Source organism: Bacillus sp. MN7755 (assembly GCF_054771475.1).
Map to the genome: position 1 here is coordinate 103277 of NZ_BTRL01000012.1, position 16848 is coordinate 120124.

17 protein-coding genes are annotated in these 16848 nt (G+C 35.3%); 1 reads left to right on the forward strand and 16 read right to left on the reverse strand.

Annotation, left to right across the window (positions count from 1 at the left end; translation table 11 throughout):
* Positions 1-60 precede the first annotated feature (60 nt).
* Positions 61-858: an SGNH/GDSL hydrolase family protein gene (locus ACYVEC_RS12575; RefSeq protein WP_460506692.1), complete on the reverse strand. Its 798-nt coding sequence runs from the start codon at positions 856-858 to the stop codon at positions 61-63.
* Between the two features lie 71 nt (positions 859-929).
* Positions 930-1949 carry a DUF6270 domain-containing protein gene (locus ACYVEC_RS12580; RefSeq protein WP_460506695.1) on the reverse strand — a complete coding sequence of 340 codons (1020 nt, stop codon included), beginning with the start codon at positions 1947-1949 and terminating at the stop codon, positions 930-932.
* Between the two features lie 253 nt (positions 1950-2202).
* Between ACYVEC_RS12580 and ACYVEC_RS12585 the strand changes: the two genes are divergently transcribed.
* Positions 2203-2520, forward strand: coding sequence for a hypothetical protein (locus ACYVEC_RS12585; protein WP_460506698.1), 318 nt, complete (start codon positions 2203-2205; stop codon positions 2518-2520).
* A gap of 113 nt (positions 2521-2633) precedes the next feature.
* Here the strand turns inward: ACYVEC_RS12585 and ACYVEC_RS12590 are convergent, their stop codons facing one another.
* The 14 genes from ACYVEC_RS12590 to ACYVEC_RS12655 form a co-directional block, all read right to left on the reverse strand.
* On the reverse strand, positions 2634-4661 hold the full coding sequence (locus ACYVEC_RS12590) for a polysaccharide deacetylase family protein (RefSeq protein ID WP_460506701.1): 2028 nt from the start codon (positions 4659-4661) through the stop codon (positions 2634-2636).
* A gap of 81 nt (positions 4662-4742) precedes the next feature.
* Entirely contained in the window at positions 4743-5048 is a 306-nt protein-coding gene (locus ACYVEC_RS12595) for a hypothetical protein (RefSeq protein ID WP_460506704.1), read from the reverse strand.
* Positions 5049-5105: 57 nt separating this feature from the next.
* Positions 5106-6722, reverse strand: coding sequence for a phage tail spike protein (locus tag ACYVEC_RS12600; RefSeq protein WP_460506707.1), 1617 nt, complete (start codon positions 6720-6722; stop codon positions 5106-5108).
* A gap of 10 nt (positions 6723-6732) precedes the next feature.
* Complete coding sequence (locus ACYVEC_RS12605) at positions 6733-7554, reverse strand: phage tail family protein (RefSeq protein ID WP_460506711.1); 822 nt, start codon at positions 7552-7554, stop codon at positions 6733-6735.
* The gene (locus tag ACYVEC_RS12610) at positions 7554-12239 is read right to left on the reverse strand and encodes a phage tail tape measure protein (protein WP_460506714.1); all 4686 of its coding nucleotides are present in this window, start codon (positions 12237-12239) and stop codon (positions 7554-7556) included. The genes ACYVEC_RS12605 and ACYVEC_RS12610 overlap by 1 nt, the downstream gene beginning before the upstream one ends.
* 13 nt (positions 12240-12252) lie before the next feature.
* The gene (locus ACYVEC_RS12615) at positions 12253-12405 is read right to left on the reverse strand and encodes a hypothetical protein (protein ID WP_165570308.1); all 153 of its coding nucleotides are present in this window, start codon (positions 12403-12405) and stop codon (positions 12253-12255) included.
* Complete coding sequence (gpG, locus tag ACYVEC_RS12620; RefSeq protein WP_460506719.1) at positions 12405-12791, reverse strand: phage tail assembly chaperone G; 387 nt, start codon at positions 12789-12791, stop codon at positions 12405-12407. The genes ACYVEC_RS12615 and gpG overlap by 1 nt, the downstream gene beginning before the upstream one ends.
* A 57-nt stretch (positions 12792-12848) precedes the next feature.
* Positions 12849-13454: a major tail protein gene (locus ACYVEC_RS12625; RefSeq protein ID WP_460506722.1), complete on the reverse strand. Its 606-nt coding sequence runs from the start codon at positions 13452-13454 to the stop codon at positions 12849-12851.
* A 3-nt stretch (positions 13455-13457) separates the two neighbouring features.
* Positions 13458-13832, reverse strand: a complete 375-nt coding sequence (gene gp17, locus ACYVEC_RS12630) for a tail completion protein gp17 (protein WP_460506725.1) — start codon at positions 13830-13832, stop codon at positions 13458-13460.
* A complete protein-coding gene (locus ACYVEC_RS12635) occupies positions 13829-14266 on the reverse strand; it encodes an HK97-gp10 family putative phage morphogenesis protein (RefSeq protein ID WP_460506728.1) in 438 nt (145 codons plus the stop codon). The genes gp17 and ACYVEC_RS12635 overlap by 4 nt, the downstream gene beginning before the upstream one ends.
* A complete protein-coding gene (locus ACYVEC_RS12640) occupies positions 14259-14591 on the reverse strand; it encodes a phage head closure protein (protein WP_460506731.1) in 333 nt (110 codons plus the stop codon). The genes ACYVEC_RS12635 and ACYVEC_RS12640 overlap by 8 nt, the downstream gene beginning before the upstream one ends.
* Complete coding sequence (locus ACYVEC_RS12645) at positions 14588-14863, reverse strand: head-tail connector protein (RefSeq protein WP_441397929.1); 276 nt, start codon at positions 14861-14863, stop codon at positions 14588-14590. Before ACYVEC_RS12645 ends, ACYVEC_RS12640 begins: the two co-directional genes overlap by 4 nt.
* Positions 14864-14910: 47 nt before the next feature.
* Positions 14911-16110 (reverse strand): phage major capsid protein, encoded by a 1200-nt coding sequence (locus ACYVEC_RS12650; protein WP_460506735.1) that lies wholly within the window; start codon positions 16108-16110, stop codon positions 14911-14913.
* A gap of 15 nt (positions 16111-16125) precedes the next feature.
* A complete protein-coding gene (locus ACYVEC_RS12655) occupies positions 16126-16845 on the reverse strand; it encodes an HK97 family phage prohead protease (RefSeq protein ID WP_460506738.1) in 720 nt (239 codons plus the stop codon).
* Positions 16846-16848 lie beyond the last annotated feature (3 nt).

The window sequence follows — 16848 nt, forward strand, 5'->3', positions numbered from 1 at the left end:
GCTCCTCTTGATTTATGGACTAAATTTAATCAAATCCGTATTTTGTTTGAAAATTAATTATCAGTAAACATAACTCTTTATTTTATTTTCCCATATTTTATATCCTTCTCCATTTAGGTGTACCCCATCAACCGTCCATACTTTTTTCAATTCCCCTTTTTCATCTGTAAATAAAGAATGTAAATCGATAAAAGTATGGTTATTTTCTTCAGCTAATTTTTCAAGTTCTTTATTCAACCAATTTATATCGGAGTTGTTTAAGTTTGTTGCCTTAGATAATGGTTTAACAGGAAGCATGCTCTCAATAAATATTTTTGTGTTAGGAAGTTTTACTGTAAGTTGTTCAAGGATATTCTTATAATTTTTTAGTACATTTTCTTTTGGTGTTTTCGCTGCCAAATCATTAACGCCAATCATAAGGAATATTTTAGACGGTTTTAAACTAATAGCTTGGTTTAATCGATGGATTACTCCTACAGTTGTATCGCCACTAATCCCCCGATTATAAGTTTTAATACCTGGAAATGCTTCATCCCATTCATTGAAATCTGTTAAACTATCGCCTAAAAATAGTACTCCTGATTCTGATTTATTATCACTATTAATAAGCGTTGAACGAACTTTATACTGCGGAGAAACACTATATTTTTTATCCCTATTTTTTTCTGTTGATATTGATTCAGTACTACTATTATTTGATTTATTTTCTACATTTCTCTCATTATTATCGTTTGCGACCGATACTTTTTTATTAGAATCAGAATACAGATTCATATTTGAGTAGATGAAATAACCACCTATTATTAGAAAGGCTACATTTAATACTACAGATATAATAGCAATCTTCTTTAAATTCATGTTAGTAAATCCTCCAGTCCTCATTGCTTAGGATTATTTTACCATACTTAAAAATAAAAAAAAGAAGACTATTACCTGTCTTCTTTCTTAAAAGCGCGTTTTCTTTTAATGAATCCAATAAAATTTTCATTCTCCATTATATTTATCTTAGAGAGAAGATCTAGATTACTTTGATTTAAATCATTAATCTGGTTTGTCACTAAACTAATTGTCTTTTTTGACGTTTCAAGCTCATGTGCCATGTCTTCTGTTTTTTTCTTTGTACATTCTATTTCATGTACCATGTTTTCTACCTTTTTCTTTGTATGCTCCATCTCACTCTGCAATTGATTAACATCAAAATTTAAAAATTTATGTAAAAAATCATCGTAAAAGTCCATTGTGTAATGAACATAAAATGCCTTCCATGGGTGCGTTTCGCTTAAATGATATGTTTTTTCATTCATATCTATGGTTATTACATCATAGTTGTCTATTACATAGTTGTCTAAAATATCCCAAATAGCATTCATTTCATCTACATCTATAGTTTGGATATTCATTTGCTTTCTAAACGCCGTTAAGCTTTTTCCATTTTCAAAAGTATCTGCGAATCTTGATTGATTCAAAATAACTTTAGTATTCGGTGTAACTTCTTTTATAAATTTGAAAAAGGCATCAACCTTTTCTTTCCATAAATCTAAAAATAGATCTTTTTCATCCTTGATATTTATTCTATTTTGATGATTTTTGAAAAAAGATAAATTCTTAAACTTAGGATTATCCGTTAAGTAATTTTCATCATCTAGTTTAATTACACTATTATAGAGGTCCCCATAAAAATCTATAATTAGATAATCAATATTTTTATTTGCTAATAGACCTAAAAATTCTTTACTTAGTTCTGACCTTAAATGCCATTTATCAAAATCCCTTAACCCCGTCAAGTCTTCCCCTTCTAGAAAAGGAAGTGGCTTTGACATAAGACTCAGTACAGAAGATTGATGATGATATGCCACAACATCAAAAAATATTTTGTAATTTTTGTTGAAAAGGGAATTGAAATTATCCCTTGTAACACAAGAACCTAAAATAGCTATTTGCTTAACCATTATTAACCATATCTCCCTAATTATAAAATCAACATATATTGTCCCTAGCAATCTTATCATTGTTCAAATAATAATGAAATACTTTTTCAAACCACCAACTTTTGAAAACTCATATCCCTTGTATCCTTTGATTTTTTACAATTAAATATTTTTTTGTTATCTTTTAATAGTACAACTACTTTAATGACCGGCATACTAATATAAAAAACATAAAATTCCATTTCATTTAATGATTTAGAAAGCGGGTATAAGCATGGAAGATATAATTAATCTATCCTTAGGTCTTTTTTTCTTTCTTCTAGTAGTCTTCATTGCATGTTTTATAATACAAGTATTCATGAAGATTTTTGGTAGAAAGAAACAACCTAACAAATTTATTGAAAAAGAATTAAAAACCCATTCCTCAACACAAGAAAATGGTAATCAAAGCATCCCAGGAACAAATGCTAATGATGCTGAAGCAAATTGGATGAATGCCGTGATGACAACCGCATTTATTACAGCATCTATGAAAAGCGCTCATGATTATTCAGACGGCAATAATCATGGCGACGCTGATTCACAGGATTAATTTGACTTAGTGATTTAACGGACATCAAGAGTAACGTTTTTTAAATCACTTTTTATTAATCTTAATCCTTGGAGCTTTTGCAATGATAACTTACCCTACTTCAAATAGATTCATTAAAGTTTAAACCCCATATACATTACACTTACAGTCGCCTTTTCTTTATACTCAGTACATGTCCCTATCGTGTCATCATAAAACCCCCGAATATAAATCTTTTCTCCTTTTTCTAAATACAATAGATGATTTGTTTGAACAGAAAAACGGTCATCCGGCGGCCTGAAATAACAAATACTTCTTTCTGCTGCATTTGGTCCAAATCCACTTTTACCAATATCAAAAACCATGCGAGAAAAAGCATTCGGTGAACCAGATTCAACTACATTAAAATGTGCGTTGAAATTAATATTGTAGAACCCGCTTACCTTCACTTCAAAAGTGGCATTCGAAGAGCTTTTTAAATAACCATTTTCATATGTTGGTAGCGAATAACTAGTCCAAGTTCTTGGGGACCAAGGTATTCCTAACGGCGTACTTGCATCAAGAGATAACCTTATTTCTTTATTATCTAAACTTGGCGTTTCCTGTACAGGAGTAAGATCTTCCTTAGGAATCCCAAAAGAAATAACAGGTTTCCCTAGATAAAATTTAAATGTCGATTCGATGTTTTCTAAAGATTCAAATCGAAGATATACCATGGCGTAACTAAAATCTATTAACTTATAAGGAGTTGAAATAGACTCGAATCTCATTCGTTTATTACCTACATTAATTTTATGAACGTGGGTACCGTCATAACTTCCATCTCTAGCATAGAACCTTACTTCAAAAGTAAATTTTGCTTTTGAAATATCACCATCTACCCAAACATCTTGTGCGAAATACACATTTTGACTTTCGATGTTATTCATATTTATATTATTTAGTGGTAATTTTGTTTGTAAGCTATTCCCTTTTCCTTTTGGTATCATCCCATAATACTCAACCATACCGATATTTTCATTGTTCAACGATACTATTTTGTAGGTTTCTCCTATATTATTACCATGTTTTGAAAAAAACCACTTTTTCTCCGTTAATACTGCCCCTGTATTATCAAATAAACTTGGCGAAACATTAATTGTTGCACTTCCTTTTGTTTTATCAATTAATTGTTTTCCAAAGAATGAACTAATTGCATCGTTCATATTGAGTACACGACATTCTTTGCTTTCTACTTTAGATTTTGCATAGGCTAATATCTCTCTTAATTTTGCTTCTTCCACATGACCGGAACCAGCTCCAGTACGATGATCGTAAAATAACAGTAACCCACGTTCTTTAATACAATTATCAATTGCCTTTTTGATTCTATCTAGGCGATTATGAGTTAAACTGTAACGATACAATTTATACGGATCATGTGACTTTTTTATATGCCCTATAGCGTCGGCACCTAAGGTCCCATTGAATCTTGTAACCGCATAATCATAGTTCGCTTTAATTAAATCTAAATATTTATCATTAAGTGTACTGTTTGGAGTTACCCATCCATTTACACTTAATCCAAATTTACCAAAACAATTAGCACTATTAGAAATTTCATATTCTGCTTCTTGTAATGACATTACTTCTGTACTCATATCTTGATGAGTGCAACTGTGTGACATAATAGTGAATCCATCTTGTTGGTATTGGCGATAGTAGTCGATGTAGTTATAACTAAATACCCTGTCTTTAATAAGAGCGAAAGTGCAAGGAAGACCGTATTCTTTAAAAATGCTATATGTTAAACGATCTTCAAAAAACCCATCATCGTGTGTAAAGGCGATAATTCCTGTTTCAGGATTACTGGCTTCCATGTAATTCAATCTATCATTTAGGACATTAAAAGTAGTTCCGTTTAGTGATACACGTGCTTGCGCTGCTTCAACTGAAGAATCGCCTTGAATGGTTACTTTATTTAGTTGTTCTTGTACACTTTTAGATAATTCATTAGCTGTATTTGCTTTTGTTATTGCTGCCGTAGCATCTAATGTCGCTTTGCTACTGTTTTTTTCGATATTGTTGTAGGAACCTTCAATTTTATCCCAGTTCTTATTGGTTTCATTACGTAATCGTCTGTCATACAAATCATTGCCCCATCGATCTAAATTCATTGGCATTTACATCACCTATCTTTTCTTTAACATTGTTGTTCGGCATGATTTTTATATAAAGAAAAGAGAGCCAAAAAGGCTCCCTATTTAATATTGAGTTGTTGATTCTGTAGTTCCGTTAATCATTACATTTACTGCATTTTCTGTTTCCTGTTGAATTAGTAGTTTATCTCCGGAATTTAGAACAATAAATGTATCGCGTACATTGTCCCCAGGTTTCAATTTAACAGTCATAATATCAATCGTATTAAGTGTCAATGTTACTGTTTGTTCAGTTTCTAATGCATTATTGAAGATGAGTTGTTTTACAGTAATTTGTTGATTTTGTTGCACATCATATACTACTAATTTGTTTGTTTGAGGTTTCCCTAAGTAAATTTGAACTGATTTCATAAATAATTCCTCCTAAAGTTTGTTTTTATATAAAATTCGTTTTTTAATACTTCTCTATTAACCTTCTAACCACACGCGAAACACACGCGTATATGCTTTCTTTCCTTTGACCTTATTTCTCATGCGGAAATAAAAACTTTTAAGTTCACCATTTGGAACACCTAAATCATAAACAAGATCCACATCATCGTTTTGTGATGGTGCGCTAGTCTGTTTAGATGAAACTTTATTCATGATTTGTTGACCACTATCGGCAGAAACCATTGCGATTTCAACTTCTCCGCCTTCTTCAGTGAAAATCTGTGCCTTTAATTTTACATATCTTGTTTTGTGTTCAAAGGTGTAAAATTGGCAACTATCTAAGACATCATGGGTAGACGTTAACCACCAACCATCTTCTACTACATGAATCCCCCGATATGGAGGATAATGTCCTGCGATATCAAACCCATACTGTATAGCACCGCCAATAATTGTTGCAAAACCATCTTCTCTTTCAACGCGAATAAGACCACGATGAACATCGAGGCCTCCTGCACCAATATGGACGTATCTGTTTTTATCTTCTGGATCTATATACCAAACGCCAGTGTTATCAGCAAATGTTTCGGTATTCATGTATAGACGTTTTAACGCTAGATTTAAATTACCACCGTCATCCATAAGTTGCTGCACTTGTTTCTGTGTTTGTTTAAATTGCGCTTGAACGGCACTCGCCGTTTTTAATTCTTTAAAAGTTGATAATTCAACTATCGGCGCTTTAGTTGGATCTGTTGGGTCATCCTCAATTTCGATGACACGAATTTTCACTTTCACATCAGCTTCTTCATATAACATATATACATAGTCACCTAAGTCAAACTTATGAAGTGGCGATAAGCCATTTTCTATTAAACTAACAATGCTTACCTTAAACCTTGTATCCGGTACATCATTAATTTCCTTTTTACATTTTTCTAATAGTGTTTCTTTCGATTTAAATCGCTCATCACGAATTGGTTTCTGATGAATACGCCCATAAATTTTAGCCATCGGTGATACATATTCAACCATAATTTCTTGTCCGTTATGATTTTTACCATACCCACGGATGACCGTTGCAAAGTTAGACATATCCGTATCTTCTTCAAACGTTTTAAGATTATGGCCATAACGGAACTGCGCATCAGTTTCTTTTCCGATTTGATTTTTAAATGTAACTGTTTTAGATGAATAACTAATTTCCATCTCAGCTTCATAACGATTTAAAGCCTTTTGTAAAAGCGCTGACCGTGTGTCATCACCAAAGTTTTCAAATTTCGTTGCTGCAAACGCTCCTTGATTAACATATTTCCAGCCTGTCCCATTAAAAATGAAATCCATACACTGCTTAAAATTGGCGTATCCGTTATATAGTTCATACTTCCAATCCATCATGTCATCAAAGAAGATATGCGGTGCTGTTATGACCTTTCCATAATGACCTCGTTTACTAATGCCCAATGCGATATACTCATCAGTTTTATCCATAATGCTCGCACGCTTATCTACCAAATGATAAGCGTGTTTCACATTAGGAGTATTCAATAAATAAAAAGAAAGAGAGTGTTCGCCATTCACACGTCTCTTTCTCTTCACCTCTTTATAATCTGCTAGCATTTCTTCTTGTTGATTAATACCTTTCACTACTAACATTTCTCTTCACCTACAAATAATAGAAACGAAAATCGAATTCTATTTTAAAATCACCTGTTGTACCAGTTAACACAAGGTCATTCCATCCAGACTTTAATGTGATTAGTCCCCAATTCGTATTTTTAAAAATACTTCCTAGCACATTTCGATATGCTTTGACACCATCTAGAGTAATAACATCACGCTCTGTTGTTGTGCTACCTGTGTAACTCCAAAGGTCACCAGTAGTAACATTTTTTATAGATAGATTGTTAGACTTGCCTTTATACTTTATTTTTAATGGCATGAACTTAGGATCTATTAACACATCACCAGCATTATAAATCCGGAAAGACGTAGTATTGTGTACATACTTTGTATCTTCTGCGATTAAGCCCTGGCCTATTTGCCAGAGGTTTGAATTAAAAGTAAAAGAATCCATCGTGGTACCGATGGATTCTGCATATGGAAAATCAGATTCAAGAATGATATCACATTGTCCCCACACTCGAGTTAAAGGTTCAGGAGTAAATTGATTAGCCCTTACTAGCCAACGTTTTCCCGGTTCTTCACTATATATCACATAAAAATCTTCTCTCGAATCAAGAATTTGAAAGAATTCATTTCGTTTTAATGCATAATCTGGAAAGTCATATGCTTCAAAAACAATTGATGTTCGAATCATCCTGCCTTCAACTTCTATACCAGAACTAACAGCACCAGGTCTCCCATCTACTTTATCTGATATAGAATTCACTTTTATAGAATCCGGACGAAAATATAAAACATGATATCCGGTTTCTTGAGACAACTTATATCGTTTCCCATTTTTTCTTATTATTGTTAAGTGCATCATCTCGCCCCCGAAAAGAATAATGTTGTATTTACTCGCTGTCCTTGAGCAAGATCCACCCAAGGAACAACTGCCTCCCCGAGAACTTGATCATTTATTACTAATTGAATTGGAGTACTCCGTTGCATTGGCATACTTCCAAATGAAGCTCCCTTTCTTGATGAAGGCGAGTTACTAGATTGATAACTATCTCCAGTACTTACATTACTAGTAGAATTTTTTAGGTAACTTGTGGCACGTGAAATATCACTCGGGTTTACTTTAGGTATAGATGCATCAGCCATTCTTTGTGCTACTTTTTTCAATGCTGGAATTTTATTCTCTTGCCCTAAAATAACACCTTCTCCGACCATTTCACCAACTTCAGACTTTGCTCTACGAGATGGTGAGCGAATGTCTAACGCACGTTTCATAGCACCAAGTGCCATATTACCTAGACCTCTAGCTGCACTCATTAAAGGTCCTTCTTTATTTTGCATACCAGTAATAAATCCAGAAATAAAATTCATTCCAGCCGAATTCGTTGAAACACTACTCATACCATTCTTTCCTGATTCCGCTATTTGTTTACCGGAAGACTGCACGTTACCTTCTTGACTCAAGGCTCCTCTCGCAAACTCTGTTCCACCTTTTATACCTGGATCACGGCCATTTACTGTATTCATCCCACCAGTTGCTGAGTTTGCTAGTCCTACAGCATTTCCTTGTACATTACCTTGTTGCGAACCTAGGCCTCCAGCCATCATGCCCCCAGCTTTCGAACCACCATCGCCATCTGTTGTACTTCCTAAAGTGCCTTGGACATTACTATTAATAAATCCAGCTTGATTGAATACAAGTCCTTGTGTATTAATCATATTTCCATGCATCATATTAACTGAATTAGAGCCACCATTACCATCTGTTGTACTTCCAAGTGTACTTTGGATATTATTCTTTGTTGCATCCGCCTGTTGATTTACAAGAGCTTGATTACCAAGTATGCCATTATACATATCTAACATAGATTTAGGACCACCGTTACCATCACTAGTGGCTCCGAGTGTATTTTCTATACCTTGTTTTGTTTGCTCAGCTACTGCAAATGGTGCTTGTTGATTTTGTTGCATACCATCAGCCTGTGTTTGTGATGTTTGCTTTCCTTTTTCAGTTAGATCAATAGTTGCCCCTTGCTCTACAAGACCTTTAATCGCCTGAATTGCGGTATCAACATTAATTTGTCCACCGGATAATCCCTCAGCAAGAGTTTGAACGGTGAATTGTCCTTCACCTTTTACGTCTACTTTCACATCCGATTTAACGTCTAACTTGAATTTTTCCAAAACTTGATTTATATCTAAAAATCCATTTTGAAGACCAGTTTTTAATGTTGCTATCGTTTGGCGTCCTTCTTGGTTCAAGTCAACTTGTGTAACACCTTTTAATTTCTGTTGAAAATAGATATATACTGAATCAATCCCCATACTTCCATCTTTTAACCCGTCGGCAAAAGTTTGAGCTGTATGTTGTCCATATGGCCCAAGATCAATTTTCGTTTCACTTTGAAGATCTAACTTTAAATTTTTTGCGATTTCTTTTACGTTGTCAATTTCACGAAGTCCATCCACATAAGATTTCATTGTATCTATACCTTCTTGTGTCAAACTCTGCTGACCAAATGTATCTCGCATTTGATTAATTGTAGCAATAGCTACATGCTCTATGTTGTAAGTCCCGTTTTGCACTCCTGCTATGAACTCGTCAACTTTCACTTTACCTGCTGGCCCAAGGTCTACTGCTTTGACCCCATTCTCCATTTCAATAGCAATCAATTCAGTTGCTATTTTCGCCTTTTCTCCACCAGACTTTAAAGTATCGTAAAACTTATTTAAAGACTCTGGTAAAGCGTCTCCAAAACGTTTTACACTTTCTTCATATTTCGTCCAATCAGATACTGATTTATCGAAGTTATTTTTTAATTTATCAAAGAATTTATTGTTCTTATCATACAAATCTTCAAATCCAGAAGATACGCTTCCTGTGCTTGCTAAAAATGCATCGAAACGGTCCTTCTCAGCTTTAGTCATTTTCCCTTCAAAATCAATTTCAGACTGTTTTGCACCAAGTACATCGCGAATTTTATTCATCTTTGTAAAATAATTTTCTCGTACAGCGACCTCTTGTTCTCCGTACTTACGCTTTACTTGATCAATAAATGCGGTCTCTTCTTGACCTTGGAGTCCAATTTGTTTAGCATATTTTTTCGCATTGTCTACATCTTTATCCCTAGCCTTTGAGATCTCTGACAGAGATTTCGTAGTAGAATTGGTTAATTCAACAACATGCTTCTGTGCTTGTTCTAACGAGACACCTTTATCGATTTTATTAAAAGCATCGTTTACTTTTTTTAATTCTCCAATCGATTTAGAAACTGATGTAGCTGTTGATTTATCAAACGCTTGCCATGCTGCCGTATAGCGCTGGAAATCTTTCTCTGACATATCAAATAGATTATTTCCATACTTATTAATTAGATCATGCATCGTTTTATCAGCATTACGAATTGCTTCTTCTTGTTGAGCGTAGTATTCATTTGCTTTAGCTCTAATACGTTCACTAAGTTTTTTTGTTCCCTCGTCAGCTGCATCTCCAAAGAACTTACCCATGAAATTATTGAATTTTGCTTTATCTTTCTCTAACGCTTTTATTGCTTCATCGGTTAATTTAGCAAATTCCTCATGTGCCTTTTGTACAGCTTCTTTAGATTTTTCTCCTGTAGAAAAAGCCAAATCATTTAACGCAACAAGTGCTTGATCACGCATTTTCACATAACCAGATGCTGCTTTTTTTGTACCTTCTGAAACACCATCGCCAAAATTACGTGCATCATTATCAGCCTTTTTTGTATCATCCATAAGTTTTATTACAGCTAAACTTAGACCTGCCACGGCTCCTGTCGCTGCTGCAATTGCGATAACAACCGGATTAGCTAATAACGCTCCAACAGCCATAGACATAAGTCCTAACACACCAACGATCCCCATTATCCCGACAGTCAACGCGGCGCCCGTTGCAATCATTTGCTGAGTACCTTCATCAAGGTTATTAAACCAATCAACAGCACTTTGTACGCCAGAAGCAATTGCATCAATCGCTGGTATTAATGCATGACCAATCGTTATAGATGCGCCCTCGATAGAAGATTGTAAGATTACTATCTTACCTTTTAAATTATCTAGCTGTTTAGCTGCAATCTCTTTTGCTGTGCCAGCACTCTTTTTAAGCATATCTGTATTACTAGCTAAAGCATCTGATGATTTATCAATTAATACCGCCCAGTGCTTATACGCTTCAGCTCCAAAAATAGTTGTTAAAGTAGCTGATTTTTGCTGATCCGTCATTCCGCGAGTTGCTTTTTCCAGTTTTTTAATCACACCTGGCATGGATTTCATTTTTCCATTAGCATCAAATATTTCTATTTTTAGCTTCTTCATTGTTTTTTCCATTTCGCCAGTCGGTTTAGCTAAACGTCCCATAGAAGTTGAGAATGCTGCCCCGGCTTGAGCCCCTTGAATACCTGCATCACTCATTGCCATAACGGCCGCCGTCGCTTCTTCAAGTGACCATCCTAATGATTTAGATACTGGAGCAAGATAAACCATTGCCTCACCTAATTGAGCAACATCTGTATTTGCATTTGTACTTGCCTTCGCTAATACATCTGCTACCCTTCCTGCATCTTGTGCTGCGATTCCAAAACCAGACATAATATTTGATGTAATATCCGCCGCTGCCCCAAGGTCCATTTGACCACTTGCTGCAAGATCTAATAATCCTGGCATCGCTACAATAACATCATTTGTTTTGAAACCAGCCATCGCTAAATATTGCATACCTTCTGCTGCTTGACTTGCACTAAAAGATGTTGAAGCTCCAAGATCTCTCGCCGTTTGCGTTAACTTTTTTAATTCAGCATCTGATGCACCAGATAAAGCCGCTACACGTGACATTGCTGATTCAAAATCAGCTGCCGTTGTAATTGTTTTTCCAAGAGCATATCCAAGAGTTGTAGCTCCAGCCATAAAAGAAGCGCCCATCGTAGCCCCGACATCTTGCATTCGGGTCCCGATTGAGCGCATTCTTTCTCCAGCTCTATGAAAAAGAGAAGTTTGTCTCTCTAAAGCTTCATTCGTTTGATGAATTTGATTCTTAAGTCTCGCTTCAGCTTCCCTTGCCCTATTTAGGTTGGTAGCATTCTTTTCAATTGCTGCATTGACTCGACTTAAGCTTTGAATATTCTCTGTGTACTGAGCTTTAACACTATCTAATTCTTGCTTTAAACGTTTTGTTTGTTCAGAGTTTTTACCAGTTGCTTGAGCACTTTGTTTATACCCTCTTTCTAAACGTTGCATCTTTCCAGCTAAATTTTCACTGGAAGTACGTAATTGTTGCTGTTTATTTCTTAATTTCTCAATTTCTTGACTAAAATGAGATACTTTTTGCTTTTGGATATCTAACTTTTGTGTTAGATAATCCATTTTTGTTCTTAGTTGTGATACTGAATCACCATAACGTTTCGCCTCTTCACTTGCTGCTTTAAACTCTGAATCTACCATTTTTAATTTCCGATTCATACCAGCTACACCGGAATCAAAGTTCCGCAAGTCCATCGAGACCTTAACGCCTAACTCCATATCTTGTGACAAGCTACCACCTCCCTTACAACCAAGGTACTTGTTCTGCCGTCGCTAGCTTAGGTTCATCATTTTGTTTCTTTCTAGCCATACGCCGCATGAAATAAACAATATCAATTTCATCTATTTCATTTTGCTTTAGCCCATGATGTTCCTCTAGCATATTGTATAGATCCATTATGGCTTCTGAGTATGTGGCCTGTTCTTCCGTTTGTTTCTCGGGCGAGGATTCTTTTTTTTAGTATGTACTGTATATACACTTTCAAGTAGGTTTGCTGCCTCAGCCACTTTCCCTAAAACAGACTGACAAACCGCAAAAATAACTACTGCCAAATATTGCGAGTGTGTTCCTGTTAAAAATTCATCACTTGTAAATTTATTTTCATAAACATCTGAAACAAATTGAGCGCCTTGTTCAATTAATTCAAATGGTACATTGTCTTCTTTTAGTTTATCCGCTAATTCAGAAGCATTTCTCGCTACTAATCCAGATATGAAACCCGGTAAATAAAATGCTCTTAAATTACCATCAGCTTGTCTTAATTTTAAAATTGGTTCTTCCATATGAATCCCTCACTATTTAGTATTTTTATAAGAAAAAAGACCGATAGGAATTTCCTATTAGTCTTTTTTAGCTAGTGCGTTAGATGGTTGCACTGTTTCTTCAGGTGACTTCGGAACCGCTTTGAACCAATTTTCCGCTACTTGTTGATCAAAGTCTTTTTCATCTTCGTCAAGGCGATTTCTCCAAGCATTATCAAATTGACGATTCACTGATGTACCTTTAATTTTCGCTGTTTGATATTCCATTTTTTCACCACTAGTTTTCGCTTCCTCATCTGGTTGTTCAAACTTCACTTTATATAACACACTAAAACGAGACTTCCCATTATCTTTCGCCATACGATACATAATCGCACCATATGGTGCTGAGTCAGTTGTTTTATCAAGGACTTGTCCTTTAACTACTGTTTTCCCTAAAATTCTTGCATATACCGATAATGGTAAATCGGCAACGTTAAACTCAACGTCCGCTCCACTGACCTTAGAATTAGCTGCAAAAGTTCCGTCATCCGCATCTAATTTAACCGTTTCTGATTTTGGTGATGTTTTCCCTTCGATTGCTCCAGCAATCTTAATTGGTTCATCGTATTCAACACCCGTTTCATCATCTTTTAATAACTCCGCCCAATGCAAATCACGAAATCCTACTGGAATTCCACTCATACTCTATTCCTCCTCATTTAAACTAATTTTGGCACGATATCTCATACCAAAGTGATAGATTTTTGTATCGTCCTCGTACAGATCTGCTGTAGAAAAACGAGAAAAGTCGATAGATTTCATTACTCTATCGACTTCTGTTTTGTATTTATTTGTAATTGGCTTCTTTGACCAAATATCAATTTGGTATAACAAATCACTGTTATAAGCCCTATCATCAGCAAAATCACCATCTTGGTTATTTACTTCTGAAAATGTGATATAAGGGTTATTTTTATCCCCATTAAATATGAGATGTCCTATCCTCTTACCACCTAATAGATCAACAAGTTCTTTATTATTTTCAAGACCTTGTTTAATTTCTTTCATTAAATCCCTCATAGCATCAACTCCCGCTTTAATACATTCCTCATCGCTCTTAGGGACTCTCTTTCTTTTGCCATAACTATTTTTTCAGCAAATCCTTTTTTCGGTGGATGTGGCATCTTGCTAGTCCCCCAGTTTTGAAATTTCATATAAAAAAAGGGAGAATTATCTCCTTTTAACCAGCCAACATTAACATATTTAACGCCCTCTTTACTTTTAACAGCACTAATTTTTGCGTTATCCGCTCCGTGTTCACCAGTTCTCCAAGATTGTTTGAGTGTCGCTTTACGTGGGACTTTACTTCTTGGTGATTCATGTGATGAAAAACCTTCTTGAAAGACTTTACCACCAGCTTTTACAGCTTTAGTTTGCGCTGATGCTCCTTTTCGCCCCATTTGTTGAACCTTAAGCATTAACTCTGTCATGCCCTGTAATTCCATGTTAGCCATTGTCTAACACCTCTTTACACATTAAGTGCATTTCCTTATGCTTTTCTTCAACATCTATGACATTAGTAATTTCTAAAATACGCTCACCATACAAAATTCGCATATCACTCGTTATCCCTTTTCGATATCGAATTTCTACTCTAATGGTATTTTCAGCATTAACTGATGCCGCTTGCCAAAATTCGCGTCCTCTTAGGGGATTAACTACCGCCCAAACTTTTACTACATCTTGCCATGGTTCAAGTGGATTTCCTTCTTCGTCTGTTTCATAATCAGATGATTTTTTCTGTAAGATAATACGTTTATTTTTCTTTAACGCACTCATAAATCCACCTCATACTTTAACTGAACGATAATGCTTTCCAATGACCTTTCTAGCTTTTCAGTTTGCGCCTTTGACATATCATCATAGTGTAAAGAAACATAAATTTTCACTGCAAGATCATACAAATCATTACTTTTACAAGAAACACCTGCATTCCGCAAATATAGATGTGCTGCATTAATAAAAGAGATGAGGTTTATGTCATCCTCATCGCCATCAATCCTTAGATATAGTTTTACTTGCTCTAGTTCTTGCTTTTGCTGGTTCTGCATTCGTTACATCACCACTTCCTTTAGACTCCCCAATTTCTTGGGGGTCCTTAGGGTGTAGGTTTTACTTCTGTAATTCGGAACGCCGAACTCAGTACTTTATGCTGATCATACCAAGCTGTTAATACAAAGATATATTCACCTTTATCTACATCTTTATCAGCATCGTAAATTACACCACCATCATAGTTACCATGTAAGAAAGTAAAATCACCAATAACAGGAGACTTAGCAAGCTCACAGAATGTAACTGGTGCTCCAATTACTTCTTCTGGCTGTAATTTATATAAATCAGTAGATCCATTTGCTAATTCTTTTAGTGATGCATAATAATCTTGACGACGCATTGTTACACTTACATTTTCTTGATAATCATCACCTAGATCACCTAAAGCATTAATAATTGCTTCAATCATATTTCCACCAGTGACAGCTTTAATTTTACCTGGCTCATATAATGACATATGCTCAGTGCCCTTTTTAGGAGATTCTGCAAATGTTAAACGTTTTTCTTTCACTGCAAGCGCCGCTTGAAGCGCTGATTCAACTTCTGTTACTAAATCCAAATCACTTCCATGAATAACAGAATCAGAAATACGCGCTTTAACTTTCACTTTATAACGGCCAAACGAAACTTTATCCCCTGTGACTTCCAATTCTTTTGCTGTCTCTTCATCAGTAACGAAATCATCATCATCCAGCTCAAAACTAATTTTCGGACGCTCTAGCCCCTTAATATTAGTTAATGTCATTTTTGGGCGAAGCGGATTCTTTTGTTTTGGTTCAGATACAATCTGATTAGATAGTGTTGTTGGTAAGAATTTTTCTCCACCAGTTGATGTTGCTTGTTTTGCTCCTAATAGGTTTCTTGTTTCCTCACTAACGGATTGTCCTGTTAAAATAGAACGATAGTATTCTGCTTTCGCCGCAATCATGCGTTCTTCATTGTTTTCGGCTGCTAAAATAGGCTCTTGCCTTTGAAGCCTAGAACGCTGCTCTTGCTCCATTTCTTTATATTCAGCTTCTGCTGCATCAAATCTTTCCTGTGCGAATGACTTTGCTCTCTTTAAATCTGCTAACTCTTCAGATGTAATCGTTGCATCCGTTAATTTAGATCTTAATGCCTCACTTGCGTTTACAACTTCTTCACCTAACATCTGTAAATCACGTTTCATATCCATCATTGTTTTAGAACGTGCTGCAAAAAACTGTAACCCAACTCGGAATGGGAATTTACTTTCAATTTTCATATCTTATTCCTCCTGTTATTTCTTATATTTTTCAAAATCTTTTAAAGTTGTATTTACATCACTTAATAACGATTGTCTTTCTTCATCCGAAATAGTTTGCGTTGGTTCTTTTGGCTTTGGAACTTGATTAGCTGCACTTCGTTCCTCAAATTCTCCACTTTCCACCTTGCGCAAATCTACTTGAATTGAGGTTTGAGGATAAGCTGGAATTGGAGTGAATGTAATTTCGTATAATGAAATCTCTTTAATAATTCGGAACCATTCTCCATCTCGCTCTTCCCATTCCTGATCAAAAATGCTAAAACCGATTGAACACCCTCCAATCGTTCCACTTCTTGTCATTTCCACAACTCTACGGTCAAATTCAAAATTCTTAGGCACAAGTTCAAAATATAAACCGTCCTCTCGAATCTCTAAAGTCAAATTATCTCCAGTTGAACCTAATAAATCACGCCAGCTATGATTAAATAGAGCAAAAATCTTATGTCCATCAGCCAAAGTATTGTTCATTGAATCCTGGGTTAACTTTTCATAAAAAACATCCCCCCACCAATCTGTGAGTTCTGTAAATTGGTCAAATACAGCCGCATATCCAGTTAACACTTCAGATTGCTGACCTTGATTATCACGTTTCTGTATTTGTACGTTCTTTACTTTAAGAGAAAATGTCCGTTTTTCATAATCATCAGCTACAATGTCCTGTTCTACTGATTGGCTTCTTTTTTTTCCCTTCATTCT